Annotated in this window: 20 protein-coding genes; 4 read left to right on the forward strand and 16 right to left on the reverse strand. The window is 53.0% G+C overall.

The window, feature by feature from the left end; translation table 11 throughout:
• Positions 1-199 precede the first annotated feature (199 nt).
• Positions 200-718: an acyltransferase gene (locus NST96_RS24525; protein WP_024985331.1), complete on the reverse strand. Its 519-nt coding sequence runs from the start codon at positions 716-718 to the stop codon at positions 200-202.
• A gap of 65 nt (positions 719-783) precedes the next feature.
• A complete protein-coding gene (hprK, locus tag NST96_RS24530) occupies positions 784-1,719 on the reverse strand; it encodes an HPr(Ser) kinase/phosphatase (protein ID WP_024985330.1) in 936 nt (311 codons plus the stop codon).
• A 240-nt stretch (positions 1,720-1,959) separates the two neighbouring features.
• Between hprK and NST96_RS24535 the strand changes: the two genes are divergently transcribed.
• Both NST96_RS24535 and NST96_RS24540 read left to right on the forward strand, forming a co-directional pair.
• Positions 1,960-3,300: an ATP-binding protein gene (locus NST96_RS24535; RefSeq protein ID WP_003388251.1), complete on the forward strand. Its 1,341-nt coding sequence runs from the start codon at positions 1,960-1,962 to the stop codon at positions 3,298-3,300.
• 14 nt (positions 3,301-3,314) lie between these two features.
• A complete protein-coding gene (locus NST96_RS24540; RefSeq protein WP_122958887.1) occupies positions 3,315-3,932 on the forward strand; it encodes an accessory gene regulator B family protein in 618 nt (205 codons plus the stop codon).
• Positions 3,933-4,266: 334 nt separating this feature from the next.
• Here the strand turns inward: NST96_RS24540 and NST96_RS24545 are convergent, their stop codons facing one another.
• From NST96_RS24545 to uvrB, 4 genes are all read right to left on the reverse strand, one after another.
• Positions 4,267-4,626, reverse strand: a complete 360-nt coding sequence (locus NST96_RS24545) for a phage holin family protein (RefSeq protein ID WP_340701085.1) — start codon at positions 4,624-4,626, stop codon at positions 4,267-4,269.
• Positions 4,627-4,673: 47 nt separating this feature from the next.
• Positions 4,674-5,303, reverse strand: a complete 630-nt coding sequence (locus NST96_RS24550; RefSeq protein WP_243014489.1) for an HD domain-containing protein — start codon at positions 5,301-5,303, stop codon at positions 4,674-4,676.
• Between the two features lie 285 nt (positions 5,304-5,588).
• The gene (gene uvrA, locus NST96_RS24555) at positions 5,589-8,456 is read right to left on the reverse strand and encodes an excinuclease ABC subunit UvrA (protein ID WP_003388257.1); all 2,868 of its coding nucleotides are present in this window, start codon (positions 8,454-8,456) and stop codon (positions 5,589-5,591) included.
• A gap of 14 nt (positions 8,457-8,470) precedes the next feature.
• Positions 8,471-10,447 carry an excinuclease ABC subunit UvrB gene (gene uvrB, locus NST96_RS24560; RefSeq protein WP_327955802.1) on the reverse strand — a complete coding sequence of 659 codons (1,977 nt, stop codon included), beginning with the start codon at positions 10,445-10,447 and terminating at the stop codon, positions 8,471-8,473.
• A 172-nt stretch (positions 10,448-10,619) separates the two neighbouring features.
• On the opposite strand from uvrB, the gene NST96_RS24565 reads away from it, so the two are divergent.
• Positions 10,620-11,555, forward strand: coding sequence for a flagellar hook capping FlgD N-terminal domain-containing protein (locus NST96_RS24565; RefSeq protein WP_024985326.1), 936 nt, complete (start codon positions 10,620-10,622; stop codon positions 11,553-11,555).
• Between the two features lie 129 nt (positions 11,556-11,684).
• On the opposite strand, the gene NST96_RS24570 is transcribed toward NST96_RS24565, so the two are convergent.
• The 6 genes from NST96_RS24570 to ftsE all read right to left on the reverse strand — a co-directional run bounded on the left by NST96_RS24570 (position 11,685) and on the right by ftsE (position 19,418).
• A complete protein-coding gene (locus NST96_RS24570; protein WP_342404932.1) occupies positions 11,685-13,424 on the reverse strand; it encodes a hypothetical protein in 1,740 nt (579 codons plus the stop codon).
• Between the two features lie 184 nt (positions 13,425-13,608).
• Positions 13,609-14,877: a PDZ domain-containing protein gene (locus NST96_RS24575; protein ID WP_243014470.1), complete on the reverse strand. Its 1,269-nt coding sequence runs from the start codon at positions 14,875-14,877 to the stop codon at positions 13,609-13,611.
• A gap of 171 nt (positions 14,878-15,048) precedes the next feature.
• On the reverse strand, positions 15,049-16,524 hold the full coding sequence (locus tag NST96_RS24580; RefSeq protein ID WP_024985324.1) for a S41 family peptidase: 1,476 nt from the start codon (positions 16,522-16,524) through the stop codon (positions 15,049-15,051).
• A gap of 99 nt (positions 16,525-16,623) precedes the next feature.
• Complete coding sequence (locus tag NST96_RS24585; RefSeq protein WP_003388263.1) at positions 16,624-17,823, reverse strand: peptidoglycan DD-metalloendopeptidase family protein; 1,200 nt, start codon at positions 17,821-17,823, stop codon at positions 16,624-16,626.
• 22 nt (positions 17,824-17,845) lie between these two features.
• On the reverse strand, positions 17,846-18,742 hold the full coding sequence (gene ftsX, locus NST96_RS24590; RefSeq protein ID WP_003388264.1) for a permease-like cell division protein FtsX: 897 nt from the start codon (positions 18,740-18,742) through the stop codon (positions 17,846-17,848).
• Complete coding sequence (gene ftsE, locus NST96_RS24595; RefSeq protein ID WP_003388266.1) at positions 18,732-19,418, reverse strand: cell division ATP-binding protein FtsE; 687 nt, start codon at positions 19,416-19,418, stop codon at positions 18,732-18,734. Before ftsE ends, ftsX begins: the two co-directional genes overlap by 11 nt.
• Before the next feature lie 372 nt (positions 19,419-19,790).
• On the opposite strand from ftsE, the gene NST96_RS24600 reads away from it, so the two are divergent.
• Entirely contained in the window at positions 19,791-20,948 is a 1,158-nt protein-coding gene (locus NST96_RS24600) for an iron-containing alcohol dehydrogenase (protein WP_251247562.1), read from the forward strand.
• 105 nt (positions 20,949-21,053) lie between these two features.
• On the opposite strand, the gene NST96_RS24605 is transcribed toward NST96_RS24600, so the two are convergent.
• From NST96_RS24605 to NST96_RS24620, 4 genes are all read right to left on the reverse strand, one after another.
• Positions 21,054-22,634: a DUF4179 domain-containing protein gene (locus NST96_RS24605; protein ID WP_243014472.1), complete on the reverse strand. Its 1,581-nt coding sequence runs from the start codon at positions 22,632-22,634 to the stop codon at positions 21,054-21,056.
• Positions 22,627-23,196 carry an RNA polymerase sigma factor gene (locus NST96_RS24610; protein WP_327985892.1) on the reverse strand — a complete coding sequence of 190 codons (570 nt, stop codon included), beginning with the start codon at positions 23,194-23,196 and terminating at the stop codon, positions 22,627-22,629. The genes NST96_RS24605 and NST96_RS24610 overlap by 8 nt, the downstream gene beginning before the upstream one ends.
• Before the next feature lie 243 nt (positions 23,197-23,439).
• Positions 23,440-24,885 (reverse strand): argininosuccinate lyase, encoded by a 1,446-nt coding sequence (gene argH, locus NST96_RS24615; RefSeq protein WP_172920878.1) that lies wholly within the window; start codon positions 24,883-24,885, stop codon positions 23,440-23,442.
• Positions 24,882-26,141 carry an argininosuccinate synthase gene (locus NST96_RS24620; RefSeq protein WP_024985321.1) on the reverse strand — a complete coding sequence of 420 codons (1,260 nt, stop codon included), beginning with the start codon at positions 26,139-26,141 and terminating at the stop codon, positions 24,882-24,884. Before NST96_RS24620 ends, argH begins: the two co-directional genes overlap by 4 nt.
• Between the last annotated feature and the right edge of the window lie 328 nt (positions 26,142-26,469).

Consider the following 26,469-nt stretch of genomic DNA (forward strand, 5'->3'; position numbering starts at 1 on the left):
GCCAGTCCAGCCCCCTCGCAGTGTCCCACCGAACCTTGAGCGGTTTTCTCCTTTTTCATCTCTTCCACTACAGCCTGTCCAACCGCCAACATAAAACCCGCAACGAAGTGCAAACGAAAGCCCCGCTTTAATAACAAGTGACGATTACAAACAAAACAAAACCGCCGATTACCCGGCGGTTCGAATGCTTACAGCTCTGCTATGTTGTTGTCTGCTCCACGGTTTGCTGCTCAATCCCTTCCCGAATGATCTGCATCGGATTGCCGCCCACAAACGCTCCGGGAGGAACATCCTTGTGAACGACCGTACCGGCAGCCACGATCGCCCCTTCGCCGACGGTCACTCCCGGCAAAATGGTGCTGTTCGCTCCGATCAGCACTCGGTCTTCGATTCGGACCTCTCCCAAGCGGTACTCATCTACCAGGTACTCGTGAGCAAGAATGGTCGTATTGTAGCCGATCACACAATTGCGGCCGATCTTGATCAGCTCCGGAAACATAATATCCATCATGACCATCAAGGCTACCGCTGTCTTTTCTCCGATTTCCATACGCAGAAAAGTCCGGTAGAGCCAGTTTTTCCAGGAGAGAAACGGCGTGTATCGGGCAATCTGGATGACGACAAAACTCTTGACCACTTTCCAAAAGCTAACGGTTTGGTACAACTGCCACAACGGATTCGCCCCGTGGACGGGAAATCGTTTGGTCTTTCTGCTCATCTGCTCGTCCCTTTCGCGTGTGCCTTCCACAAGATGTTTGAAAAAAGTCTCTCGCACAAGCTCTCTTACAAGTCGGAATCGGTGTCCTCCAAAATCATATCGGACTGCTTTTTGGAAAAATGGACCGCGGCGTTGTACCCCATCCGCTTCAGCCTGAAGTTCATCGCGGCCACTTCGATGATGACCGCCAAGTTGCGGCCAGGGCGGACAGGCACCGTGATGATCGGGATTTCCGTGTCCATAATCTTGATCGTCTCTTCGTCCAGTCCGAGTCGTTCGTATTGCTTATGCGGCTCCCACAGCTCCAGTTGGACCACCATGGCGATATTTTTTACATTCCGTACAGCACCCGCTCCAAACATCGTCATCACATTGATAATGCCCACGCCGCGGATTTCAAGCAAATGCTGAATCAGCTCAGGAGCGCTTCCGACCAACTGTTCACCCTGAGTCTGGCGAATTTCCACCGCGTCATCAGCCACGAGACGATGCCCCCGCTTTACCAGCTCCAGGGCGGCCTCGCTTTTTCCAATCCCGCTCGAACCCATAATCAGTACGCCTACCCCGTAGATGTCCGTCAATACACCGTGAATGGTGGTCGTCGGAGCCAGCCGGTTCTCCAGGTAATTGGTGACTTTGCCTACCAACGTAGTGGTCGCGAGCGAGGATTGGAGGACAGGAAGACCGCGTTCATTGGATATCTCCAGTATTTCTTCCGGCACCTGCAGGTTGCGGGTCACACAGAAACAAGGGGTTTCCTCTTGCATGAGAAATCGCATGCGTTCCAGCCGTTCTTCCCTGGTGAGCGTCTCGAAAAAGTTAATTTCGGTCAACCCGAACAGTTGAATGCGTTCTGCGGCGTAATACGAGTAATAGCCAGCTAGCTGAAGACCAGGACGGCTCAGGTCTGTTACCGTTATCTCTCTTCCCAGTCCTTCTTCACCGCTTAGCAGCTTCATGTTGAAATGATCCATCAGGTGACTTACTTTTGTTTTTCTCACTCGTCTTCCCCTCCAAGTCTATTGCGCTCGTCCCGATTTTGTATCCTCATTGTATCGAAAGAGCCGGCAGCTCTCAACATCGGACTATTCAAACTCTTCTAACATCATTTACATTAATCGACTTATTTCATAAGATAGAATTAGTGTTTCATCTTTGTTACATACTCTCTGCTATACTATAGTTACATAATTGCCCCCGTTTTTCGTATGTGTGTTACAGATTGAGAGGAGGCAAGGCAATTGGATTTCCTGCTCCGTTTCTTCCTAATAGATGTACCTGAAGCCTTCTTGCTTCTGACAATCGGTTTTGCCATATTCAATCAATCTCCGGTTGCTCATCTGAAGAAAACTGTCGTTTTTTGTATGCTGTTCGCTATTGCAGGGGAGTCGCTCAGCTTTCTCAACGTCCCCTATCAACCAAAAATTGTCACGATGCTTCTTTTGACCTATCTGTTTATTCTTTTTCTCTTTAGAGCAAAGATATTTATGGCGGTTTCCATGACGATTGCCTCAATTGGTAGCATGATCCTCGCAGAATTCGTAATTTTGATGCTGTTAAACAGCCAGCAGATTTACGGATTTGACATTCTTACCACATCATTTCTACAGCATTTTGCAGGATTTCTTTATTTATTTGTCTTGGCTCTTTTGGCCTTTTTTCTGCGAATGCTCAAGATCGATTTGCGCAGGATGGTTCCGCAAAACCGTCATAACCGTTACCTGTTCATGCTGATTTTGATTGGTAGCATTGAATTTTTGTTGATCTTGTTTATGAATACTTCATTTTTTATCAGGGGAAACAATTCTCCATTGCTTCAATTCTACACGACACAATATCAGCTATTCTTTCAACTTGTCATTCTGTTCTTGTTTATTGTGATCGTCTACCTGTTCCGAATTTACGTCAACCTGACGATTAACCGCGTCGAGACCGAAACGGAGACTCCTTATCTGCAAAGCATCAACGACCTTTTGACCGCGATCCGGTCCATCAAGCACGATTCTCTCAACCACTACACGGCTATCAATGGCTTCCTGAAGGAAGGCATGCATGATATGGGCAAAGAATACGTGCAGCAGCTTCTGCAGGAAACGGTGTCCATCGAGCAAGCAGTAGAAAACAGTGTCCAAGTTTTGGAAGGCATTCAAAACCCGGCCATTTCTGCTCTGTTTCAATCCAAAATGGCTATTTGCATCGCCGAACGAATATCGTGCGACATCAAAATCTTCGGGACTCATCAGTTTTCTTTCATTCGAACGTATGACCTGATCAAGATTATCGGCAACCTTTTCGACAATGCTATCCGAGCCTCCTCCTACGAGCTCGAGGAGAACCGTTACATAAAGCTGGAATGGGGTTATTCCGAGGGTGAGCAATACCTTTATATCGAAAATAGCGGACCTACGATTCCAAAAGAGAAGCTGCAGGCTATTTTCCAACTGGGATATACAACGAAAACCAATGGAGAAGGAGGGGTCGGGCTCGCTGTCGTCAAATCCGTGACCGAACGATATGGCGGCAAGATTCAGGTTCAATCGGAACAAGGCGTCACCAGCTTTCGAATTTCCTTTGGCTTGTAAAAAGGAGTGTTTCCATGGGATGGATGGAAAAGACATCGAAGCGGATCGCAAGAAAAATCATGTCTGAAGATACGATTCATACAGAGGAGGAGCTGTCACACGGAATTGAAATCTTTCTTCTAAATCTATTAAACGTGATGTTTCTGTTCCTTGTCTCAATCCTTCTTGGCATCGTAGGGGAAGTTTTTCTCCTAACCACTATCTACTTTCTGCATCGTCTCTTTACCGGGGGTGTTCACATGAGCACACCCGGGTCTTGTCTCATCGTCGGGACAGCAACTTTGTCAGGAGCAGGATACGTGATGGCTCATCTCCCCGTACTTACCACATCTTTGGCCTATTTCTGGATTGTCATTTCTATGGGGGCAGCCTTTCTGATCAATGTGAAATATGCTCCTGCCGCCCACACTTATTTGCCTACCAATGAAAGAGTCAGACAAATCAGCAAAAAAGTGATCCTATTTCTGATTACGATAGGTTGCACTTTCATACTTTTTCTGGTAGTATATTACCAGAAAATAGCATTGATATATTCGCTTGCTGTTTTTCTGCAGTCGCTGCACCTCCATCCGGTTTCGTATCGTATGGTGGCCGGCCTGGAACAAATGTTAAGAAAGGGTGGTACGTTATGAAGAAATTGCGTAAACTGACGTCAGATTTCTTTGCATCCTTGTCTGCCTTGCATGTTGCCGGTGTATTAAAGGGGGGGTTCCTCTACGAACCGATTCCTCCTTCTCAACGGGAAAAACAGCAGTAGTCTCTTACGATTTTATTACGATCTTAAAAATGCAAGAGGGTGTTCCCGAAGCAAGCGGGGCCCCTTTTTTACATGAAAAAGCGGCTGTCACTTCGGAAAGACTTTCAAATGAAGACAGCCGCTTTCTTTTTCCTGATATCGTTCAGCCAGTCTTCCGGTTTTTCCAGTCAACTGGCGACAACCCGTCGTGTCCTCTCTTTCAACGCTGCCTACTTCTTTTTGCTGAGGACACCTTCAATGATCCATCCAAACAAGCTCATCAGCACCGCTGCCATCAGAACCGTCCAGAATGATCCCGGCCAGTTCCCCACCTCAAAGCCATCGATCAAATAGGCCGTCAGCGCAAAGGTGAGCGTATTTATCACAAACCAAAACAGCCCCAGCGTCAAAAAGTGGAGCGGCAAGGAAAAGAAAACCAGGATCGGCCTGATAAACGTGTTGACCAATCCCAAAATGAAAGCTGCCCACACCGCTACACCAAAACTGGAGAGGGTAATCGCCTCAAACCACTGGCTAATCATCAGCAGGGCTGCACCGTTTAACAAAAGCTTGACTATCCACCGAATCATCCGTCTCCCCTCCTTCCCTCTTGATTCAGAAGCTGGCAAATTTGTCCCTAAAGCATCCCATGCAGTTCTTTCTTCCATTGTGCAAAAAAAAGCTCCATAAAGGTGTGTCGCTCTTCTGCTATACGACGAGCCGTGCTCGTCATCAGTCGTTCTTTTATGCGGCTGAGCTTCCACTCGTACTCCCTGGCTGGAGTGTGCACGGAAGGGTCATCGGAGACAATCGGCTGTCCGATTACTCCCGAGTAGGCGAAGGCACGGGCAATCCCGATCGCGCCGATTGAGTCCAGTTTGTCGGCATCGAATAAGATCTTGTCCTCTAGCGAAGTCGGAGGCCGCTCCTTGCGAAAACGGTGTGCAAGAATCACCTGCTGGACAAGCGCTGCTTGTTCTTCGGAATAACCGTACTCAGTCAGCAGCTCCGGCACGAGGCGTGCGCTGATTTCCGCATGGCACTCTCCCGTCCGCCTCTCTTCCGCACGTCCAATGTCGTGGAGCAAGGCAGCCAGCCGAAGAATTTGCATATCTGCGCCTTCCTCGCGTCCGATCCGCTCACAAAGCCCGATGACGCGCAAGTTATGCTGCCAATCATGGGCCGGGTCCTGGCCGTCGAAAAATCGCTCCGCTTTTTTTACCAGACCCTCTGGCAAGGAAGCCAGCGCTTCTTTCACGAGCTCCATCTCTTTGCACTCTCCCTTTACATCCATCAACTGGTTGAGTGTTTTGACCAGTGACAAAACAATCGATCATTTGAATGGAATCCTCTTTACTTCATCGGAAAGAAAACCCGGAGCGATTACTCCGGGCTGTATCGTGCATCTCTTGAAGAGCGTTCTTATTTCGTTTTCGCCTGTATGTGCCTGCTTGGAAATATAAACACATTTTGTTGATATCTTTGCGCAATCTTGGATGACGCACCTATAGTCCATTATACTCACAAGCACTCCCGCTCATGTCAGTTGCGCTTACTTGGAGACGAGCTCCTCCCATCTTGCGACTGTACGAGCGCGGTCGCGTTCCAGGATAGGCTTCAGGAACTGGCCCGTGTAAGAGCCCTGTACCTCCGCCAACTCCTCAGGCGTTCCCGTCCCTACGATTTGTCCGCCGCGGGTACCGCCTTCAGGTCCCAAATCGATGATGTGATCCACTGTCTTGATAACGTCCAGGTTGTGCTCGATTACCAGCACCGTATCCCCGTTTTCCACCAACCGCTGAAGCACTTTCAGCAAGCGGTCAATATCGTCAGTGTGCAGCCCGGTCGTCGGTTCATCCAGGATATAAAGGGTACGGCCGGAGCTGCGGCGGTACAACTCCGACGCCAGCTTGACGCGCTGCGCTTCCCCGCCCGAGAGCGTAGTGGCCGGCTGTCCCAGCTTCATGTAGCCCAGCCCCACGTCGAGCAAGGTTTGCAGCTTCCGCTCGATCCTCGGCAGGTTGCGGAAGTACTCCAGCGAATCCTCAATCGTCATTTCCAGGACGTCGGCAATGCTTTTCCCTTTGTACTTCACTTCCAGCGTCTCCCGATTGTAGCGCTTGCCGTGGCAAACCTCGCAGGGTACGTAGACGTCGGGCAGGAAATGCATTTCAATCTTGATGATCCCGTCACCGCTGCACGCTTCGCAGCGGCCGCCCTTTACGTTGAAGCTGAAGCGGCCCTTTTTGTAGCCGCGGACCTTCGCTTCGTTGGTCGAGGCAAACAGGTCGCGGATATCGTCAAACACGCCGGTATACGTGGCAGGGTTGGATCGCGGCGTGCGTCCGATCGGCGACTGGTCGATATCGATCACCTTGTCGAGGTGCTCCAGACCCGTGATCCGACGGTGCTCGCCCGGCTTTGCCTTGGCCCGGTTGAGCTCGCGTGCCAGCGCCTTGTGCAAAATCTCGTTGATCAACGTGCTCTTTCCAGAACCGGAAACGCCTGTGACAGCGACAAACAGGCCGAGCGGAATTTTCACGGTGACGTTTTTCAGGTTGTTTTCCTTTGCTCCCTCGATGGTTAGCCATTTGCCGTTTGGCTTGCGGCGCTCCATCGGAACCGGAATGAACTTGCGTCCGCTCAAGTAAGCGCCCGTCAAAGAATCGGGGTTCTCCATCACTTCCTGCGGTGTACCTGCAGCGATGACTTTGCCGCCGTGAATACCGGCACCTGGTCCAATGTCGATGATGTAGTCGCAAGCCATCATCGTATCCTCGTCGTGCTCTACGACGATCAGCGTATTGCCCAGCTTGGTCATATGCTCCAGCGTCTTGATCAGGCGGGCGTTGTCGCGCTGATGGAGACCGATGCTCGGCTCGTCCAGGATATAGAGAACGCCCATCAGACTGGAACCGATCTGGGTAGCAAGCCGGATGCGCTGCGCCTCCCCTCCGGAAAGGGTTCCCGCCGCACGGCTCAGCGTCAGGTAGTCCAGTCCGACGTCGATCAGGAAGTTGAGGCGCGCCTTGATTTCCTTGACGATCAGGTTGGCGATCTTCATTTCCTTCTCAGTCAGATCCAGTGTGTCGATAAACTCGTACGCGTCGGTGATGGACAAATCGGTCAGTTCGGAAATGCTGCGACCGCCCACCCGAACGGCCAGACTTTCCTGACGAAGGCGATGTCCTTTGCAGACAGGACAATGCTTCTGGCTCATGAAGCCTTCGATTTGTTCGCGAATATAGTCGGAGCTGGTCTCCAGATGGCGGCGCTGCAAATTGATCACGACTCCCTCGAAAGGAACGGTCGCCTCTCTGACCTGGCCAAACTCGTTTTCGTAGCGGAACTGGATTTTTTCTCCCTGGCTGCCGTACATCAGGATTTGCTTGTGCTCCTCTGGAAGCTCCTCGTACGGAATGTCCATCCGAATGTCAAAATGACGGCAAGCGGACTCCAGAAGCTGCTGATAGTACGTCGAGGACTTCGGCTCCCAGGCTCCGATGGCACCGTCGGCAAGCGACTTGGTGACGTCGGGTACAACCATGTCCGGGTCCACTTCCAGTTTGACGCCCAGACCATCGCACTCCGGGCAGGCGCCGAATGGGCTGTTGAACGAAAACATGCGCGGCTCCAGCTCGCCGATGGAAAATCCGCAGATCGGGCAGGAGTGCTTTTCACTGAACAACAGCTCTTCCTGCTCCATGACATCGACGATCACCTTTCCATCGGCCAGACGAAGCGCGGTCTCCAGCGAATCGGCCAGCCGCGCCTGAACGTCCGGCTTGACGACAATCCGGTCCACGACGACCTCAATGCTGTGCTTTTTGTTTTTCTCCAGCTTGATCTCCTCGGATAAATCGCGAATCTCGCCATCTACCCGCACGCGGACAAAGCCCTGCTTGCGGATGTCCTCCAGGAGCTTGACGTGCTCTCCTTTGCGTCCCTGAACCATCGGGGCCAAGATTTGCAGCCGGGTACGCTCAGGGTACTCCATCACGCGGTCGACCATCTGCTCAACCGTCTGGGACTGAATCTCGATGCCGTGTTCGGGACAGATCGCTCTCCCGATGCGCGCGTACAAAAGGCGCAGGTAATCGTAAATCTCGGTAACAGTCCCTACTGTAGATCGCGGGTTGCGGCTCGTCGTCTTCTGGTCGATCGAAATGGCAGGGGACAAGCCTTCGATGGAGTCGACGTCCGGCTTGTCCATCTGCCCGAGAAATTGACGGGCATAGGCGGACAGCGACTCCACATACCGCCGCTGTCCTTCGGCGTAAATCGTATCAAATGCAAGCGATGACTTCCCTGATCCCGACAACCCCGTCAGCACGACAAACTTGTCGCGAGGAATGACGACATCGACGTTTTTCAGGTTGTGGGCACGGGCACCTTTCACCACAATATGTTCCAATGGCATGCAATTCCCTCTCCTTAGAGCTCTGACTTCAGCTCAAGAATCAAATCACGCAATTCGGCTGCTCGCTCAAACATGAGGTTGCGCGCCGCTTCCTTCATTTCTTCTTCCATCCGCTCAATCACCTGGATGCGATCCTTCTTCGGCATCTTTTTAAAGTCGGCATGCGGCAGGTAATCTGCCTTCTCTTCCGCTACCTTGGTCGCTTCGATGACTTCGCGGACAGCCTTCTTGACCGTTTGCGGCGTAATTCCGTTCTTTTCGTTGTATTCTGTCTGGATTTTGCGGCGCCGTTCCGTCTCGCTGATCGCCGCCTTCATCGAATCGGTTATTCTGTCGGCGTACATGATGACGCGTCCCTCGGCGTTCCGAGCGGCCCGTCCGATCGTCTGGATCAGGGAGCGCTCGTTGCGCAGGAAGCCTTCTTTGTCCGCGTCCAGAATGGCGACGAGCGAAACTTCAGGCAGGTCGAGCCCCTCCCGCAGCAGGTTGATCCCGATCAGCACGTCAAATTCACCCAGACGCAAGGAACGCAAAATTTGCATCCGCTCGATCGTCTTGATGTCGGAGTGCAAATAGCGAACCTTTATACCAACATCCTTCAGGTAATCGGTCAGATCTTCCGCCATCTTTTTCGTCAAGGTCGTCACCAAAACCCGTTCGTCCTTGGCGATGGTGGCCTGAATCTCGCCGATCAGATCGTCGATTTGCCCCTTGATCGGGCGGACGGTCACAGTCGGGTCCACCAGACCCGTCGGGCGAATAACCTGTTGGACGACTTCCGGACAGTGCTCAAGCTCGTAGGGACCCGGGGTCGCGGAAATGTAGATCGCCTGCTTCAGCTTCGCTTCGAATTCCTCGAATTTCAGCGGTCTGTTGTCTCTCGCTGACGGCAGACGGAAGCCGTGCTCTACGAGAACATCCTTGCGTGCCCGGTCACCGTTGTACATGGCACGTACCTGGGGCAGGGTCATATGCGACTCGTCCATAACGACGAGAAAGTCGTCGGGAAAATAATCGATCAGTGTATACGGCGCGTGTCCTTCCGGCAAGCCGGTCAGATGGCGGGAGTAGTTTTCAATCCCGGAGCAGAAGCCCATCTCCATCATCATCTCGATGTCGTAGCGGGTGCGCTGCTCCAGACGCTGCGCTTCCAGCAGCTTGCCTGCCGCGCGAAACTCCGCGAGCCTCGCCTCCAGCTCCATCTCGATGCTTTGGACGGCGCGCTTCATTTTTTCTTCGCGCGTTACGTAGTGGGAAGCTGGGAAAATCGCTACATGATCGCGCTGCCCGAGGATTTCCCCGGTCAGGACATCAATCTCTGTGATCCGTTCGATTTCATCGCCGAAAAACTCGACGCGGATCGCCTGCTCGCTTTGCGAAGCCGGGAAGATTTCCACGACGTCTCCCCGTACGCGGAACGTCCCGCGAACGAAGTTGATATCGTTGCGGTCGTACTGGATGTCCACCAGGCGATGAAGGATTTCGTCGCGGCTTTTTTCCATCCCGACCCGAAGCGACAGCAGCAGCTCTCTGTATTCCTCGGGCGAACCCAAGCCGTAAATGCACGACACCGACGCCACGATAATCACGTCACGCCGCTCAAACAACGCGCTGGTCGCGGAGTGGCGCAACTTGTCGATCTCGTCGTTGATGCTGGAATCTTTTTCGATATACGTATCCGATTGGGGAATGTACGCTTCCGGTTGATAGTAATCGTAGTAGCTGACGAAGTATTCCACCGCGTTGTTCGGGAAAAACTCCTTGAACTCGGCACAAAGCTGGGCAGCCAACGTCTTGTTGTGGGCCATTACCAGCGTCGGCTTGTTTACCTGGGCAATTACCTGAGCAATCGTAAAGGTCTTTCCCGTACCGGTCGCGCCCAGCAATGTCTGGTGCCGCTTTCCGGCGAGCACACCCTCCACCAGTCCGGCAATGGCTGTCGGCTGGTCTCCGGACGGCTGAAACTCCGATACCAATTCAAAACGGTCCATTCCCTCGTTCATCTCCTTGTCACATCTCATTTCCATTATAACACAATCATTCAAAAAATAAGCCGCAAATTCGAACAAATGTTTGTCTTTACTCTCAAGCAGATTTTACCGATACATTGTAAAGAAGAATGTGAACGTACTGAAGTACCCGTCAGAGACAGGGAGGACAGCCATGTCAGATACAAACACCGTCAATAACAGCACTCACATACAGCCCCATTTGAGCTATAAAGGCAAAAAGGAGTTTTCCACCGAGCTGGACCAGAATGCCTTTATGAAGCTGATGCTGGAGCAGTTGAAACAGCAGGACCCGCTCTCTCCGATGGACAATTCGCAATTCCTGCAGCAAACGAGCATGATGACCATGGTTGAGAAGCTGACCAAGATGGCCAGCCTGATGGAGCAGTCCAACAACAGCATGCTGACCCTGCGGGAATACGAAGCGCTGGTCGGCAGAACAGCCAGCTACGACATGCAGAAAAAGGACGAAATGACGGGCGAAGTGACCCATGAGAAAAAATCGGGAGTCATCGACGCCGTATACCTCGATCAAGGAAAAATCTACTTCCGCATCCAGGGCGAACAAACGCCAGTCCCCCGCGAATGGATCGAGGGTCTGGAATCGAAAGGCTTGTCCGGAAACAGTCTGGACAACAGCCTGAAGTACGCCGAGATGATCGGAAAAGAAGTGTCCTATACGGAGTCGAAGCAGGTGGACAAGGATGGAAACCCTGACACCACGGACGACGTCACTTCCGTCGATGAAGTCAAAAACGGAGTCATTGTCGGATTCACGATGAAAGACAATGCCGTGCAATTCCAGCTGGACAACGGAACCTCGATCAAGCTGGAAAACATCAAGGGCATGTCGGTCAAGCCGGACAATGCGCGAATGGACAATACCCTCCAATATGCCCAGATGATCGGCTATACAATCACCTATACGGACTCGTCCACCCAACCAGACGGAACGGCATCGACCAGCGAGCTCACAGGTGTGATCAAAGCGGTCAGCATGAAAAATGGCCTGATCGAATTCGTTCTCGACGACGACAAGAAGGTAAAGCTGAACCAAATCATCGGGTACGAAGCGCAGGCATATGCGTAAACAGATTATTGTGTGGATGCTAGCAAACTGTGGATGCTAGCAAACGCATCAGCGAACCGTTGCAAGCAACAAGCCAAAAGCCGTTCGGATTCCATTTCCGAACGGCTTTTCCTTTTGTGCACCCTGCTTTTATTCATCCACGATTACTTTTCCGGTCAAAGCGTCAACATAAACGGTCGTATCCACCCGGAGGTCCGGTCCACAGAAGCAGTGGGCACGCGATTGTCGGAACGACAGATCATACACCAGCTTCCACTCCGGTTTGTCCTCCCGCTTTGACTGCTGCTTCACATACACAAGCTCCAGCGGATATGCTTGCAGCAGGGCATTCAGAGCGGCCTGTTCGGAAATGGCTTTGGTCCGCTCCGGAAATTTCACCTGATCGTAAGGCTCTGTTCTCAGCTCGCGAATGGAGCCGTCCAAAGGATTGACCTCAACGACGTATGCTCCTTCTTCTGCGGTTTGCCCGCTTTTTGCCACAGGCAGTCCCCCAATCACCGGATCTGCCAGCCAAATGCTCCGTTCTTCGTTCCCCGCATCAACAACCCGGAACTGCCGAGTTCCTGCTGGCAGCAGCTTTTCGATCAAGGAGAGAGCTGATTTGAGATCTCTGCTCTTGTCGTTTTTTTTCCGGGGAGACGTCCCATCGTTTTGTTTCATGCTGATCAGCTTGCCCGTCTTGGCCTCAACCTCTACGAGCAGATGATATCTGTTCTCTCCCTTTGCATCGTCCGGAAAATTCCCCAGGTGGTACGGCTTCTCCTGATCAGCGACATCTTTGTTAAACATCCCCCAGATATAGAAGCGGTGCTGTTCTCCGTTTTCCATGTTCTTTGAAATAACCGACAACGGCCATTTATCCACGTCTGCGCGGGCGATTTCCTTGGCGAATGCTTTTACCACAGTCTCAGTCTTCAGAGCGGCGTAGCGGCCTTTTCCTGCTAAGGAGACCATTTGCGGCTTTTTCTGAGGGGCCTGCATTCGTTTTCCCGTAAAGGCATCGATGGCACTGCCGGTATGCGGGCCTTCCACGATTCCTCCCTTGATGGCATAAACCAGCCTAGCCTGAGGTTGGCGAGCTTCTGCTTCTGACACTGGCGCAGCTTGGTCCGGCAGCATGTACATCAGCTCCAGCGGCTTGCTTTCTGCAAAGCGCTGGTGAGCCGTGGTCATTGACAACACGCGCTGCGGCGACGGCATTTCCTTGTGATCGATCGGTTCATAAAGGGCACCGTTGAACGTGCGAAAGCCAATGATCCGCCCTGTCGCATCGACCGTGACCAAACAGTCGTACGCATCATTCAGCGCTACTTGGTTATGCTTGCGGACAAACCGAACCGTAAACGTACCGTCTTGATCCATTTCGTCTTGGCGAGTTCCGCCTTGGCGAGTTCCGTCCTGACGGGTGACGTCTCGTGCTTCGTATGATTTTCCAAAAGGATGAAGGCCATACAGAAAGGCGGCAGCCCTCGACCTGACGACCTCCTCGGTCAGCAGCCCTGTTTGGTGGGTTGAAGCACCCGACGGCTTCAGCTCCAGCACCAGCAGATTTCCTGATTGACTGTCAAATATCGCCTGATCTTGCGGCTCCCCATCTTTATTTCCTGCCATGATAAACGAGACTCGATCGCCGCTGACGCCGGGACCGTCAACCGGACCATCGTAAACGACTGAGCCGTTTCGCAGCTCAGGAATCAGCCGGGTTACATTTTGAATCCCCTTGGATATCGCTACCGGTACAGGAGTGACCGCTGCCGCCGCTTTTGCTGCTGACGCTTGGCCTGGAGAGGCGAACGGGAATGAAAGCAGACTGGCTGTTATGACAGTTCCGGCGCATAAGCGCAGCGCATGTTTTCTATATCGGTTCATGCAGATTGTATCCCCCTTTATCCACTATTCTAAAAAGACGCGTGAAGGGGCTGTCTTGTTACAAAGCGAGTGTATAAAAAAACCGGGAAGTCTGCTCACTTTTGCTTTCTCCCAATAGAAAAAGCGCAGAGCCTTTGCCCGCGCTTTTTTTGTTGGATAACAAGCTTTTCCTTGGAAGCTGCCTTTACGCTCCGAGATTGATCTTTTCCAGCTTCTGCTTCACTAGTTGAACAACGCTTGCTTGCTGCATATCGACAAACACTCTCGTATTTGCATCCGGCACCACGATAATCCCCAACTGATGGTGGTTGCCGGAGTATACGGCGCACTGGACGAATTTGACCTCGCCATCCAGGGTGAGCACTTCCATCTTGCAGAAGGCGGGATTAACTTGCAAGGCAGGGTACAAATCCTCTTTGTTTCGCACGGATACGCCATTTACCTTGACGATAATTTCTCCCGGCCTGATCCCGATCTCCTCTGCGGGAGTCCCCGGAAGAACTGCCATTACCTTGATTCCCCGCGTGGATTGGATAAAATATGGAGCCTTTTGCCGCTCCTGCCACTGGCTCAGCCAGAATAGACCTTCGTGGCCGATGAGTGCAAACACTGCAGCCAGAAGGATCAGCGGCATCCACAATGCTGCCAGCGCAGTCAATCCGAGCAGCACAACCGCATACAGCGCCAATTGCCTGGATATTTGCCCCGCCCGCTGAGCTGGCGTCTCCGTCTGCGTCAAAGCAGAAAAACCGGTGACCGAAGGGAGCAGCAGCAACGCAAAGGATGCAGCGCCGGGGGCAAAAAACGGCCAGCCCGGATACAGCGATCCGCTAAAGCTTCCCGCCTCTACAGGCACGAACAGCGCAAGCGGCGTCACCCAAAACGAGTGCAGCAGATAAGCCCCGACAATCCGTCCACGCTGTCCCTCCACGAATAACGGCGACGCATCCCGCCCCCTGTTCCAACGGACCAGAAAGGCCTCAATCAAGTGCATGATGGCTACGAGCGCCAAAAGCGGCACCGGCTTAGCCTGGACGAGCATGCCCCAGAGCAGCCCGATCCCGGGTACGGAAGAGACGTCTGGAAAGACCTTGGCAACTGCGTGAAAAAGCGTCAACAGCCCTGCACCATAGGCAAAACAGAGAAAGCGCAGCCGGATTAGGGCCAACACTGCCGCAAAGCCCCACAGCAGCCAGAGATCCTGTATTTGTACGGCAACCCCAAGTACGGCCGCCAAAAGAGAAATCAGCAATCCTCCCACGATGCCCATGCCGAGAGAGCGAATCGTCTGCTGGAGGGGGAATTGAATGCGAACGGCAAACAGTTGTCTTTCCAGCAGCATCTGGCGTCGGTAGTGCAAATAAATAAACAGCAGAAACACGTAAAAAACAGGGTTAAAAAGAAAACCGCCAAACCCGGCCAGCACCGATAGAACATCACCTTGCAACGCCATATGCCTCACCTCGCATAAACAGCTTTCGAAAACGTGACGGTGCCAAGCTATTGGCAACGTCATCGCAGCACTCTTCTTGTCAGCTTCAGTCAAAAAAGAAACCACGGCCATTCATAGCCGTGGTAACCATTTCTACGGAAGGCAGGAGATTCCCTGCCTTTTCCGCCTGGATTATTTTGCCTTGTTCTGCTGAGCAACTACTTCGAGCGCCTTTTGCAGTTGAAGGTCATTTTCCGGTTTGCGTATTTCTTCACGCAGACTGTCTTCCATCGCTGTCCGCGTCGCCTGATCAACCTTTCCGGTCGCCGGCAGCTTGTGGGCAGTCTGGAATTTCTTCACGGCCTGCTCCGTCTTCTCGTCAAAGTAACCGTCGTCACGGCCCGGAGAGAGCTTCAGCCCGGTCAGGATCAACTGCAGGTTCTTGACATCGCTGCCCGCCATGTCCCTAGAAAGCACTTTGTCTGTCGGCAATTGAGTCGCGTTGAAGTACGCAGGCTGCTCTACTTTCACGTCAGGTTCGATGCCTTTTTCGTGAATCCAATTGCCTTTTGGCGTCAGCCACTTGGCGATGGTCAGCTTCAACTGGCTCTTGTCGGCCATTTCCATCGTACTTTGGACGGTTCCTTTGCCAAAGGATTTCTCCCCGACGAGCTTGTAGCCTCCGCTTTCGCTCATCGCTCCGGCAAGAATCTCCGACGCGCTCGCGCTGCCGCCGTTGATCAGGACCGCGATCGGGTACGGCTTGGCAGCGTCTGTCTTGGAAAAATACTCTTCGCGCTGTTTGTTGGCAGAACCGTATTCAATTTCGACGATCTTGCCCTTGTTTGGTATCAACGTTTCGCCGATTTCCTTCACAGCCAGCAAATAGCCGCCAGGATTTCCGCGGACGTCAATGATCAAACCGCCGATTCCCTTTTTCTCCAGATCAGTCAACTGATCCGTAAAATGCTTGGATGTGTCGGAGGAGAATTGCGTCAGGCTGATGACTCCCACCTTGACTCCGTTCTTCTCCATGATTTGACTCGTCACTGTCTCAATCGGAATATCGTCGCGGACGCAGACGACCGTGAGCGGCTCTGCTACTCCCGGACGGGCGATCTTCAGGACCGCTTTCGTACCTTTCGGACCGCGGATTTTGGTAACGGCCTGATGGAGATCAAGCCCTTCGAGCGACTCGCCGTTTACGCTGAGAATCTGGTCGTTGGGACGCAAGCCCGCACGTTCGGCCGGGGAGCCCTTAAAGGGCGATACCACGGTCACACGTCCGTTCTGCAGCGTCACCTCCGTACCGATTCCCTGGAACGTCGAATGCAGCGTAGAGTTGAATTCTTCCGCCGATGTCGGGTCCATGTAATCGCTGTACGGATCTTTCAGGGAACCGACCATGCCGCCGATAGCCCCTTCAACCAATTGATCCGTCGTCACATCCTGAATGTACTCCTGCTTGATGGCCGAAAACGCATCAAGCAGCTTTTTGAATTCTTTCGGGTATTCCTGGCTCCCGGTGAACAGAGAGCCTGCCGCTGCGGTAACAGCCGTAGCGTTACTCGAACCGGCGGACGTCTTCATCAAACCCATGGTCAAAAAGCTGCTCGCGACCATGGTGACGATCACGAGGGCAAACACGGAACGTCCATTCCATTTCATCGTCACGACACCATCCTTTGTGCTCCCCGGTGGAAAAGGTATGCAGCTAGTGTATGCAAATCTGTCAGGCAATATTTGCCTGAACGTCTCCGGAACGCGCTAGCGAAGGTACGGCATCGGATCGACAGCCACTTCGTTTTTGTACACGGTGAAATGCAAATGGTTGCCTGTAGAACGGCCGGTCGATCCGACCTCGGCAATTTTCTGGCCTTTATCTACTTTTTGTCCCACCGACACCTTGATGCCGCCCTCACGGATGTGCCCGTAAAGCGTGGTAATCTCGGGACTGTGCTTGATCATCACCGCGTTGCCGAAGCCTCCGTAGTAGCCGGCGAAGACGACAATGCCCGGAGCAGCTGCCTTGATCGGAGTTCCTTTCGGGGCTGCCATATCTACTCCATTATGCCCAGCAGAGCGGCCGGTAAACGGGTCTCTGCGCACTCCGAAGCCGGAAGACCAGCGGAACAGCCCATCGTCGATCGGCAGTCCAAGCTGCCCGCCCTTGTAGCCGTTGCTGCTGGAGCTGAGCGCACGTACTCTTTCAGCGTACTTTGCCTCTTCCTGTTTTACAAGGGCCAATAATTGCTGGCCGTATTCTTCCAGGCTCTCATTCAGCTGCTCTTCTTGCTTTTGCAGTTCGGCCTTCACGACAACGCTCCGCTTGTACTGCTTGTCCAATTCGGCTTTCAAATCTTCCGCCTCTTCGTACATTCCTGCGTACACGGTGAGCTGGTGGTCGATCTCTTTTTTCTTCTTTTCAATCGTGTCTTTGTCCCGCTTGTTGTCTTCGAGAATTTTGGTATCCTGCTCCAAAATCAGCTTCAATCCCTGCATGCGGGTTAGAAAATCGCCAAAATCGGACGCGCCCAGCAATACGTCCAGATAAGAGACGTTGCCGCGCTCATACATAACCTTGACACGCGTCTTCAGCAGGGCATCCCGCTTGGCGACCCGGTCGATGGCCTCGTCGAGCTGGTCCTGTGCTTCTGCTGCCTTTACCTTGGTCACTTCCATCTCGTTTTCGAGCTTGTCCAGCTTTTTCTGGGTTTCGTTGCGGCGAAGGTCAATCGCCATCAGCTCGGTTTCCAGGTCTTTTGTCTGCTTCTGGACCGAAGCGATTTGTTGCTTGGTCGCCTCTACCTTCTTTTTCTGTGCTCTCGTTTTTTGTTGAATAGCTTTCAATTCCTGATTGATTTTGTCTAGGGATGACTTGCTTGCTGCCCAACTGACGGTTGAAGGTGCGGCGGAGACAGCCAGAAGGCCTGTCACCAGTATGGATAGCAGTATCTTCTTCCTCATAGTTCTCCTCCCTAGTAAGTGATTACACCCGCAAAAAGCGGCGTACGGACACCAGACTGCCCCAAATGCCGATGAAGGCCCCGATGGCCAGCAGCGCCAATGCCACTTGATAGACGAGCGGGAACAGCGGCAGCAGTTGGAACATTTGCGATGCGATCAGGCTTCCATTGATCGCGTCTACCAGATAGTGATAGCTGATAATCAGAATGACGATCGGAATCAGGGCGCCCATGATGCCCATCAGAAGTCCTTCGACAAAGAACGGCCAACGGATAAACCAGTTGGTCGCACCGACCAGCTTCATGATCTCGATCTCCCTGCGACGAGCTACAATCGTCAGCTTGATCGTATTGGCGATCAGGAACATCGCGGTGAAGCCCAGGCCGATGATGAAGCCGATCCCCACGTTGCGGACGGCCCCGGTGGCGGCAAACAGCTTTTCCACCGTTCCTTCGCCGTAGTTGATGCTGCTGACGAACTCCAGCTTCTTGAGCTCGCTCGCGACAGCGGCCGTTTCCTGCGGCAGCTTGGTCTTGACGACAAAGGCGTCAGGCAAAGGATTCTCCTTGTCCATTCCCTCGAACAGGTACGCCTTTTCGCCCATGCTCTCCCTCAGTTGCTTCAGTCCCTCGTCTTTCGGAATAAACTGAACGGACGCCACTTTGGGAATCGACTTAATATTTTGTTCCAGCGACGCGATGTTGTCTTTTGTCGCAAGGGTGTCGATAAATACGCGAATCTCGACTTGCTTTTCGACGTTTTGGGCGAAGAAGTTGACGTTCATCGCCAAAATCAGAAACACGCCCAAAATCAGCAGGGTAATGGTCACGGCGCTGATGGAAGCGAAGGTCATCCAGCCGTTTCTGACGAGGTTTTTAACCCCTTCACGGGCGTGGCGTCCCAGCGTTCTAATCTTCATAACCGTATTCCCCTCTCTGCTCGTCGCGGGCAATTTGTCCCGCCTCGATGGCAACTACCCGCTTTCTCATGGTGTTTACAATCTCCCGGTTATGCGTAGCCATGACGACCGTCGTTCCCCGCTGGTTGATCTCTTCAAACAGCTTCATGATCTCCCACGAGGTTTCCGGGTCCAGGTTGCCCGTCGGTTCGTCCGCGATGATGATCCCCGGGTTGTTTACCAGCGCCCGCGCCAACGCGACACGCTGCTGTTCGCCGCCGGACAGCTCGCTCGGCAGCATTTTTGCCTTGTGCTTCAGCTTGACAAGCCCCAGTACATCCATGACGCGCGGCTTGATCTGTTTCGGCGAAGCTTCGATGACTTCCATGGCGAAGGCCACGTTTTCGAAAACGCTCAAGGTCGGGAGCAGCTTGAAATCCTGGAATACGACGCCGATACTGCGCCGCACCATCGGAATTTGGCGCTCCTTGATCCGGCTAACATTGAATCCCCCGAGAAAAATCTGCCCCTTCGTCGGCTTTTCCTCGCGGTACATCAGCTTGATGAAGGTCGATTTTCCCGCACCGCTCGGTCCTACTACATACACGAATTCGCCCTTTTCGATGCGAATATTGATCCCTTTCAAGGCATTCGTGCCATTGGGATAGGTTTTCCAGACGTCAAACATCTCGATCAAGCAAATCACATCCTACATTGTCAGATCCATATGTCTATGCTCTCTAGATCCTCGTTTTTATGTACACACGCAAATAAATGAATAACCGTCCTTATCCGACAAAGCTTGCATCCATCCGTCTTATGCTGCCGCGAGATGGTAAAATACGACAGCGCATATAGCCATCCGTTCTATTATACCACCGTGTTTCGAGGATGGTATCCACTAAATCTCTCATTTCTTGTCGAATCGATATCTCTTTTTGTTTTTGATCGGTTTCCTTCGGCTGGATTTGCGGTTTTTCCCTGCACTTTGCTGCCCATCGTCACCTGGTTTGTTTGATTTCCCTTGGCTACAATAAAAGAGTACGACTCGTAAAGGAGGCTTTTTGCGTTGAATAATTTTATTTACCATAACCCGACCGAATTGATTTTCGGAAAGGGACAATTGTCTCATTTGAAGGATAAGGCCGCCAAGCTCGGAGCTTCCGTCCTGCTCGTTTACGGAGGCGGCAGCATCAAGCGCACCGGTCTGTACGACAAGATTATCTCCCTGCTTCAGGAGGCAGGCTGCCAGGTGCATGAGCTTGCCGGAGTAGAGCCGAACCCTCGCCTGTCGACTGTGAAAAAAGGCATCGGCATTTGCCGAGAGCAGGGTGTCAATTGGATTTTGGCTGTCGGCGGCGGAAGCGTGATCGACGCATCCAAAGCAATCGCTGTCGGCGTACCGTACCAAGGGGACGTCTGGGATTTCTACACCCGCAAGGCGACACCGCAAAAAGCGCTCCCGCTCGGCACCGTTCTGACACTCGCCGCAACGGGCTCCGAAATGAACCGCGGCAGCGTGGTGACGAACTGGGCGACGCAAGAGAAGTTTGGCGGCACTACCACGTTCCCGACCTTCTCGATCCTCGATCCGGAGAATACCTTCTCCGTACCACGAGACCAGACGATCTACGGCATGTGCGACATCATGTCCCACGTATTTGAACAGTATTTCAGCCACACCCCGGAAATCCCGCTGCAAACGCGCTTTGCGGAAGCCATCCTGAAGACGGTCATCGAAAATGCCGAGCGCGTGCTGGCCAATCCGGAAGATTACGACGCCCGCGCCAACATCCTCTACTGCGGAACGATGGCATTAAACGGTACGCTGCCGGTCGGAGTGGAAACCGACTGGGCTACCCACTCCATCGAACACGCGGTCAGCGCCGTCTACGACATTCCGCATGGCGGCGGTCTGGCGATTATTTTCCCGAAATGGATGCGTTATGTCTACCGCGAAAATGTGGAGCGCTTCAAGCGCTACGCGACAGAGGTATGGGGTGTCGATCCGGCAGGCAAAACGGATGACGAAATTGCCCTCGCCGGGATTGAGGCGACAGAGGCATTCTTCGCCCGCATCGGTGCACCTACCAGGCTGGCTGACTATCAGATCGGTGATGAAAAGCTTCAACTGATGGCCGAGAAGGCAACGCCGTTCGGGCCGATTGGACGCTTTAAAAAGCTGGCTAGCGAAGATGTGGCCGAGATTTTGCGGATGTGCCTCTAAGCATTCAGGAACAAAAAAAGGGGATAGGAGCCATTACACGGGCTTCTATCCCTTTTTTGCTTTTTTGGGCTGCGGGAAGACGTATGCCCCCATGTCAGAAAAGGCTCATTTCTCCGGTGTCTTGCTCGTTTGCTTGACCGGCAATTCGACGCTCCAGTCGACATCCGCATACCTTTTGGTCACGGCCGATAAGGAAATCGTCAGCTGTTTCGGGATTTGCTCCATCTCTCCCACATCCAGACCGAACCTCATAATTTCTCTGCCTTGGGCATCTTTCCCGATGCTGTCGTAGGAAGCGCCGTTAATCGGATAGGACTTCCCGCTCTCATCCGTAATTACCCACCAGACATACTCAATGGAGGAAATGTCCCGGAGAGCTGCTTCCACCGTAAGAACCGTACTGTTTTCGCGGACCCGAGGGTCTTCCGCTTTCAAGCTTTTCACCGTAAACAGACTTCCCTTGTACTCGACGCTCTTCGGCTCTGCCGCCAGCTTCTCCGGCTGGAATGAAAACGTCAGGTCTGCCGGCTCTGTCACATGTACGGCGTCCAACACAAACGTAAACGGACCGCTATCTCCAAATGGCACATAGGCAGTATTCCACGTAAAGTGCCCGTATCGGTCGCCGGAACCCCGGCCCTCCGTCAGCATTCCCTGCTCTAGACCCTTGCCTTCATTTCTATAGGCAGTTACGTCATTGCCGTTTTTGTCCAGTATCCGATACTCCAGGCGATACTGCTGATACGGGACATAAGGAGCGTAATCAGGGTCTTGCGTTTTTCCCGTCATCTCCCGGGCATATTGTGAAAGCCTCCTTTTCGCTCCTTCATCCCATTTGGTTTCCATTCCCAGCACTGTAGACGAGGGAGCGTCCGTTACCGTGTGAAGCGCAATTTGCAGCCCTTGCGGCGTTGTGTACCGGCCATCGACGGGAATAATGCGGGTGGCGGCGATCGCTTCCTTCATGGAAAACGGCACCTCCAGCTTCCAGTGGCCTTTTATTGTTCCGATTTTCCGCACATCGATGAGCAGCTTCATCTGATCAGGAACCGGCCGCTTATCCAAATCCTCCAAGGTAAAACTGAGGTAACCGAGATGTCTCTCCCTGTCCCCTCCTCCACCGACTCCGCTGGTCAGCCGCTGATTTTTCTCGTCCGTCAGTGCGATGACTTTCTCAAGGTTCTTCCGAATCTCCTGTGGATCGATCAGAGTCCCGTCCGTCTTTTTGATTTGGTAGGATACGAACACCCGGGTAGGATCAGCCATAATCGCCTGGACTTCAATCGTAATGCCTTGGTCGGTAACAGAGGCATTGACCGATCGGGCATGCCCCTCAATCGTTGCCCTCTCGATACCCTTGTCCAGGCTTCCCTGTCCAAACAATGCTCGAACCTTCTCTTGCGCCGCTTGTGCAGCTCCCTCCGGATGCGTCTTGTTCGAAACTCCCTGTCCGATCAATGACTTTACCTGGGCGGAAAAATCCGGTGACACATACGTGCCGACTCCCGCTGCAAACAAGACCGCCCCCGCTGTGGCGATTGACATGGAGGCCCAGCGATACCAATGCCGCTTGCTTTGGCGCGGTCTGGGGCGGATCGCTGCTGTCGGCATCACAAAATCCGGAATCTTCTCCTGCTCAGCCACGCGATGCAATACGGCAGCAATCTCCTGATCGTGCTTACTCATTTGCACTCACTCCTATCTTTGACAAATGGGGTGCGTCATCTCGCCCTTGCAGTTTGGCGGCAATCAGCTTCCGGGCGTGGTGCAGCCGGGATTTCACGGTTCCCTCAAATACGCCAAGCATCTCGGCAATCTCCGCAACGCTGAAATCTCCGTAGTAGTACAAAATCACGACGGTGCGGTGTTTTACCTTCATCTCGCAAATGGCCTTCCAAATCTGCTGCTGCTCCTCTCTTTCGATCACGCTATTCAGAGGATTGGTCGACTCATCGGCCCGTTCCTGATATTCGCTGACAGGTTTGTGTCTGCGAACGGCGTTGAGTGCCCGATGCGTGACGATTTTGGCAAACCAGGTCCGAAACGACACGCCTCTGTCGGGATCAAAGCGATCCAGAGACTGATACAGCTCAAACAAGGCCTCCTGTACAGCATCCTGAGCCAGCTGCCGATCGTGGATGATCAGCAAGGCTGTACGATATGCCATCGCCAAGTGAGGCCGTACCAGCTCTTCGAAGCCGGCACTATCGCCTTTTCGGTACTTGACGGATAACTCCGCTTCCTTCACAACTTGTCCTCCTCGCAGGTTCTTTTGCTCTATATTCACCGCTCAACCAAATTTGGTTCAAAAAAAATTTGTGTTTTTTTCAATTTGTATAACGCATCCTTCCCTGCTATTTTATAGGAAGCTGCAAGAGCAGGCCGTAGTCAGCTCGGACAATCCGGAAAAACTGTTGGAAGCCTTGACGGAAACGTCAAAAAACCTCCAAGTGCCACTGTAATAGCGGACTTGGAGGTTGTTCATCCGGACTTACGCCGGCGACCCTACATCAATCAATGATTCGATCATAACCTTTTGGCTGTTCTTGTCGACCCAAGCGTGTGTCTCCTTGAGCAGCTCGCGGTATGCGGAGATTTGCGCTTCCACCTGGCCACGCGCTGTTCCCCCGAGAACATTGCGGGCATTGACGACAGTCTCCACTGCCAGTGCTTCATACACGTCGCTGTCAATGTCAGCGGAGAACATCCGAAACTCGTCGAGCGACAGGTCCAACAAGTATTTCTGCTGCTCGATGCAGTAGAGCACGGCGCGTCCCACCACTTCATGCGCCTGGCGGAACGGCATTTCCTTGCGAACCAAATAGTCGGCGAGGTCCGTGGCGTTGGAAAAGTCCTGCGTCACGGCCTGGCGCATCCGGTCCGTCTTGACCTGCATCGTCTGGATCATCGGCGTGAGCAGAGCCAGCGCACCATGCAAAGTCGCAACCGTATCGAACATGCCTTCCTTGTCTTCCTGCATGTCTTTGTTGTACGCGAGCGGCAGTCCTTTCAGCACGGTCAAAAGACCAAACAGGTTGCCGTACACCCGCCCCGTCTTTCCGCGGACCAGCTCCGCCACATCCGGGTTCTTCTTCTGCGGCATGATGCTGGAGCCGGTGCAGAATGCATCGTCCAGCTCCACAAAGGAAAATTCCTGGCTGCTCCAGATCACCAGCTCCTCACACAAGCGGGAGAGATGCGCCATCAAAAGGGAGGCGCTTGCCAGGAACTCCACGATGAAGTCGCGATCGCTCACGGCGTCCATGCTGTTCAGGTAAATGCCGTCAAACTGCAGCAGCTCGGCGACGAAAGCGCGGTCGATCGGGAATGTGGTGCCAGCCAGCGCACCCGCCCCGAGCGGCAGCACGTTTACCCGTTTCCAGCAGTCGCGCATCCGCTCGATGTCGCGCTGCAGCATGGACACATACGCCATCATATGGTAGCCGAAGAGGACCGGCTGGGCCCGCTGCAGATGTGTGTAGCCCGGCATCACCGTATCCAGGTGGCTGCTCGCCTGCTCCAACAGCGCCTCTTGCAGATACATGGAAAGCTGGATGATCTCCATCAGCTTTTCCCGCAAATACAAGTGCATATCGAGAGCTACCTGATCATTGCGGCTCCGTCCCGTGTGCAGCTTGCCGCCGACCGGACCGATCTCTTCGATCAGCATCTTTTCTATGTTCATATGCACATCTTCGTGGGCCACGAGAAATTGCACCTGGCCCCGTTCGATTTTTTCCTTTACCTTCTTCAGGCCGGCAATAATCTGCCTGACCTCATCCATCGGCAGGATGCCGCACTTGCCCAGCATCGCCACGTGAGCCAGGCTGCCGACGATATCTTGCCGCCACATCTGCTGGTCGAAAGAAATGGAAGCTGTATATTCTTCTACAAGCTGATTCGTCGGCTTCGTGAAGCGTCCTCCCCACAGTTTCATTGCACAATCGCATCCTTTTCGTCCAAAATCTTGATCGGCGTTTTCATATTTTCATGCAGCACGCCCTCGTTCACCTGAGCGTATACCTTGGTCGGCAGGCCCCACAGCTTGATAAAGCCGATCGCCGCTTTGTGGTCGAATTGGTCACCCGCCGCATACGTAGCCAGCTCGTGGCTATAGAGGGTCGAATCCGATTTTCGGCCGACGACGATGGCATGCCCCTTGTGCAGCTTCACGCGTACTACGCCGGTGACGTATTTTTGGGTTTCTTCGATGAAGGCTTGCAGGGCGTTGCGGATCGGCGAATACCAGAGTCCTTCGTAGATGACCTGCGCTACTTTTTGCTCGATGATCGGCTTGAACTGGGCCACCTCACGCGGCTGGGTCAGGAACTCCAGCTCACGGTGCGCCAGGATCAATGTCGTCGCGGCAGGAGTCTCATACACTTCCCGGGACTTGATGCCGACCAGACGGTTTTCCACATGGTCGATGCGGCCGACGCCGTGGTTTCCGGCGATTTTGTTCAGCTTCAGAATCAGCTCGGAGAGTGGCAGCTCTTCGCCGTTCAGCGCAGTCGGTACCCCTTTGACAAAGGTGATCTCGATTTCCTCCGGCTGATCAGGCGCATCGGCGATGGATTTGGTCAGATCGTAGGCGCCTTCCGGTGGTGCCGCCCAAGGGTCTTCCAGAACGCCGCACTCGCAGCTTCTGCCCCACAGGTTTTGGTCGATGCTGTATGGATTGTCCAGATCGATCGGGATCGGGATGTTGTTCTTTTTCGCATATTCAATCTCTTCGTCACGCGTCCAGCCCCACTCACGGACAGGCGCTACGATTTTGAGATTCGGATTCAGAGCCGTAAAGGAAACGTCAAAGCGAACCTGGTCGTTTCCTTTGCCTGTGCAGCCGTGCGCGACAGCGACAGCGCCTTCTTTTTCAGCAATCTCTACCAGAACGCGAGAGATCAGGTAGCGGGACAAAGCGGACACGAGCGGATATTTGCCTTCGTACATGGCGTTTGCCTGCAGCGCCGGAAGCACGTATTCCTGGGCAAAAGCTTCTTTCGCGTCGACGACGATCGACTTCAGTGCACCGACCTGCAGCGCTTTTTTCTGGACAAAATCAAGGTCCTTTCCTTCTCCTACGTCCAGCGCTACCGCAATGACGTCGTAATTGTATGTGTCTTGCAGCCATTTGATCGCTACAGATGTATCTAAACCGCCTGAATAGGCCAAAACAATTTTATCTTTTGCCATCATTCTTTCTCTCCCCGTGTAGAAAAATTATTTATGAGTAATTATACATACTAACTTATAAAAATACAACGCCTTTTTTGTTTCCTCCTTCTTTTTTTCATGTTACAACTAGAGCAGCAGCCTCGATCCTAGGCAGAGGTTTCCCCGAAGCCTTCAAGCGATCGAGCACGGGCTGCCTGGACCTGCACAGCTTTGATTCCTTCGGTGAAGCGGAGTCTATCATCCGCGAAGCCAAACGGTCAAAGCTGCTGCCACGGTCAGGCGAGGTCTTCAACAAATGAGAGGACTATAGATAAAGCAGACGCATGCCAACCTGTTGGAAGTAATG

The organism is Brevibacillus sp. FSL K6-2834 (assembly GCF_038592925.1).
Classification (GTDB): Bacteria; Bacillota; Bacilli; order Brevibacillales; family Brevibacillaceae; genus Brevibacillus; species Brevibacillus borstelensis.

What these genes read in the sequence shown, in the direction of transcription:
- NST96_RS24525 (WP_024985331.1), bottom strand. Translation starts at nt 718, where the DNA reads ATGAGCAGAAAGACCAAACGATTTCCCGTCCACGGGGCGAATCCGTTG.
- NST96_RS24540 (WP_122958887.1), top strand. Translation starts at nt 3,315, where the DNA reads ATGGGATGGATGGAAAAGACATCGAAGCGGATCGCAAGAAAAATCATG.
- NST96_RS24545 (WP_340701085.1), bottom strand. Translation starts at nt 4,626, where the DNA reads ATGATTCGGTGGATAGTCAAGCTTTTGTTAAACGGTGCAGCCCTGCTG.
- NST96_RS24550 (WP_243014489.1), bottom strand. Translation starts at nt 5,303, where the DNA reads ATGGAGCTCGTGAAAGAAGCGCTGGCTTCCTTGCCAGAGGGTCTGGTA.
- uvrA (WP_003388257.1), bottom strand. Translation starts at nt 8,456, where the DNA reads ATGCCATTGGAACATATTGTGGTGAAAGGTGCCCGTGCCCACAACCTG.
- uvrB (WP_327955802.1), bottom strand. Translation starts at nt 10,447, where the DNA reads ATGGACCGTTTTGAATTGGTATCGGAGTTTCAGCCGTCCGGAGACCAG.
- NST96_RS24565 (WP_024985326.1), top strand. Translation starts at nt 10,620, where the DNA reads ATGTCAGATACAAACACCGTCAATAACAGCACTCACATACAGCCCCAT.
- NST96_RS24570 (WP_342404932.1), bottom strand. Translation starts at nt 13,424, where the DNA reads ATGAACCGATATAGAAAACATGCGCTGCGCTTATGCGCCGGAACTGTC.
- NST96_RS24575 (WP_243014470.1), bottom strand. Translation starts at nt 14,877, where the DNA reads ATGGCGTTGCAAGGTGATGTTCTATCGGTGCTGGCCGGGTTTGGCGGT.
- NST96_RS24580 (WP_024985324.1), bottom strand. Translation starts at nt 16,524, where the DNA reads ATGAAATGGAATGGACGTTCCGTGTTTGCCCTCGTGATCGTCACCATG.
- NST96_RS24585 (WP_003388263.1), bottom strand. Translation starts at nt 17,823, where the DNA reads ATGAGGAAGAAGATACTGCTATCCATACTGGTGACAGGCCTTCTGGCT.
- ftsX (WP_003388264.1), bottom strand. Translation starts at nt 18,742, where the DNA reads ATGAAGATTAGAACGCTGGGACGCCACGCCCGTGAAGGGGTTAAAAAC.
- NST96_RS24605 (WP_243014472.1), bottom strand. Translation starts at nt 22,634, where the DNA reads ATGAGTAAGCACGATCAGGAGATTGCTGCCGTATTGCATCGCGTGGCT.
- argH (WP_172920878.1), bottom strand. Translation starts at nt 24,885, where the DNA reads ATGAAACTGTGGGGAGGACGCTTCACGAAGCCGACGAATCAGCTTGTA.
- NST96_RS24620 (WP_024985321.1), bottom strand. Translation starts at nt 26,141, where the DNA reads ATGGCAAAAGATAAAATTGTTTTGGCCTATTCAGGCGGTTTAGATACA.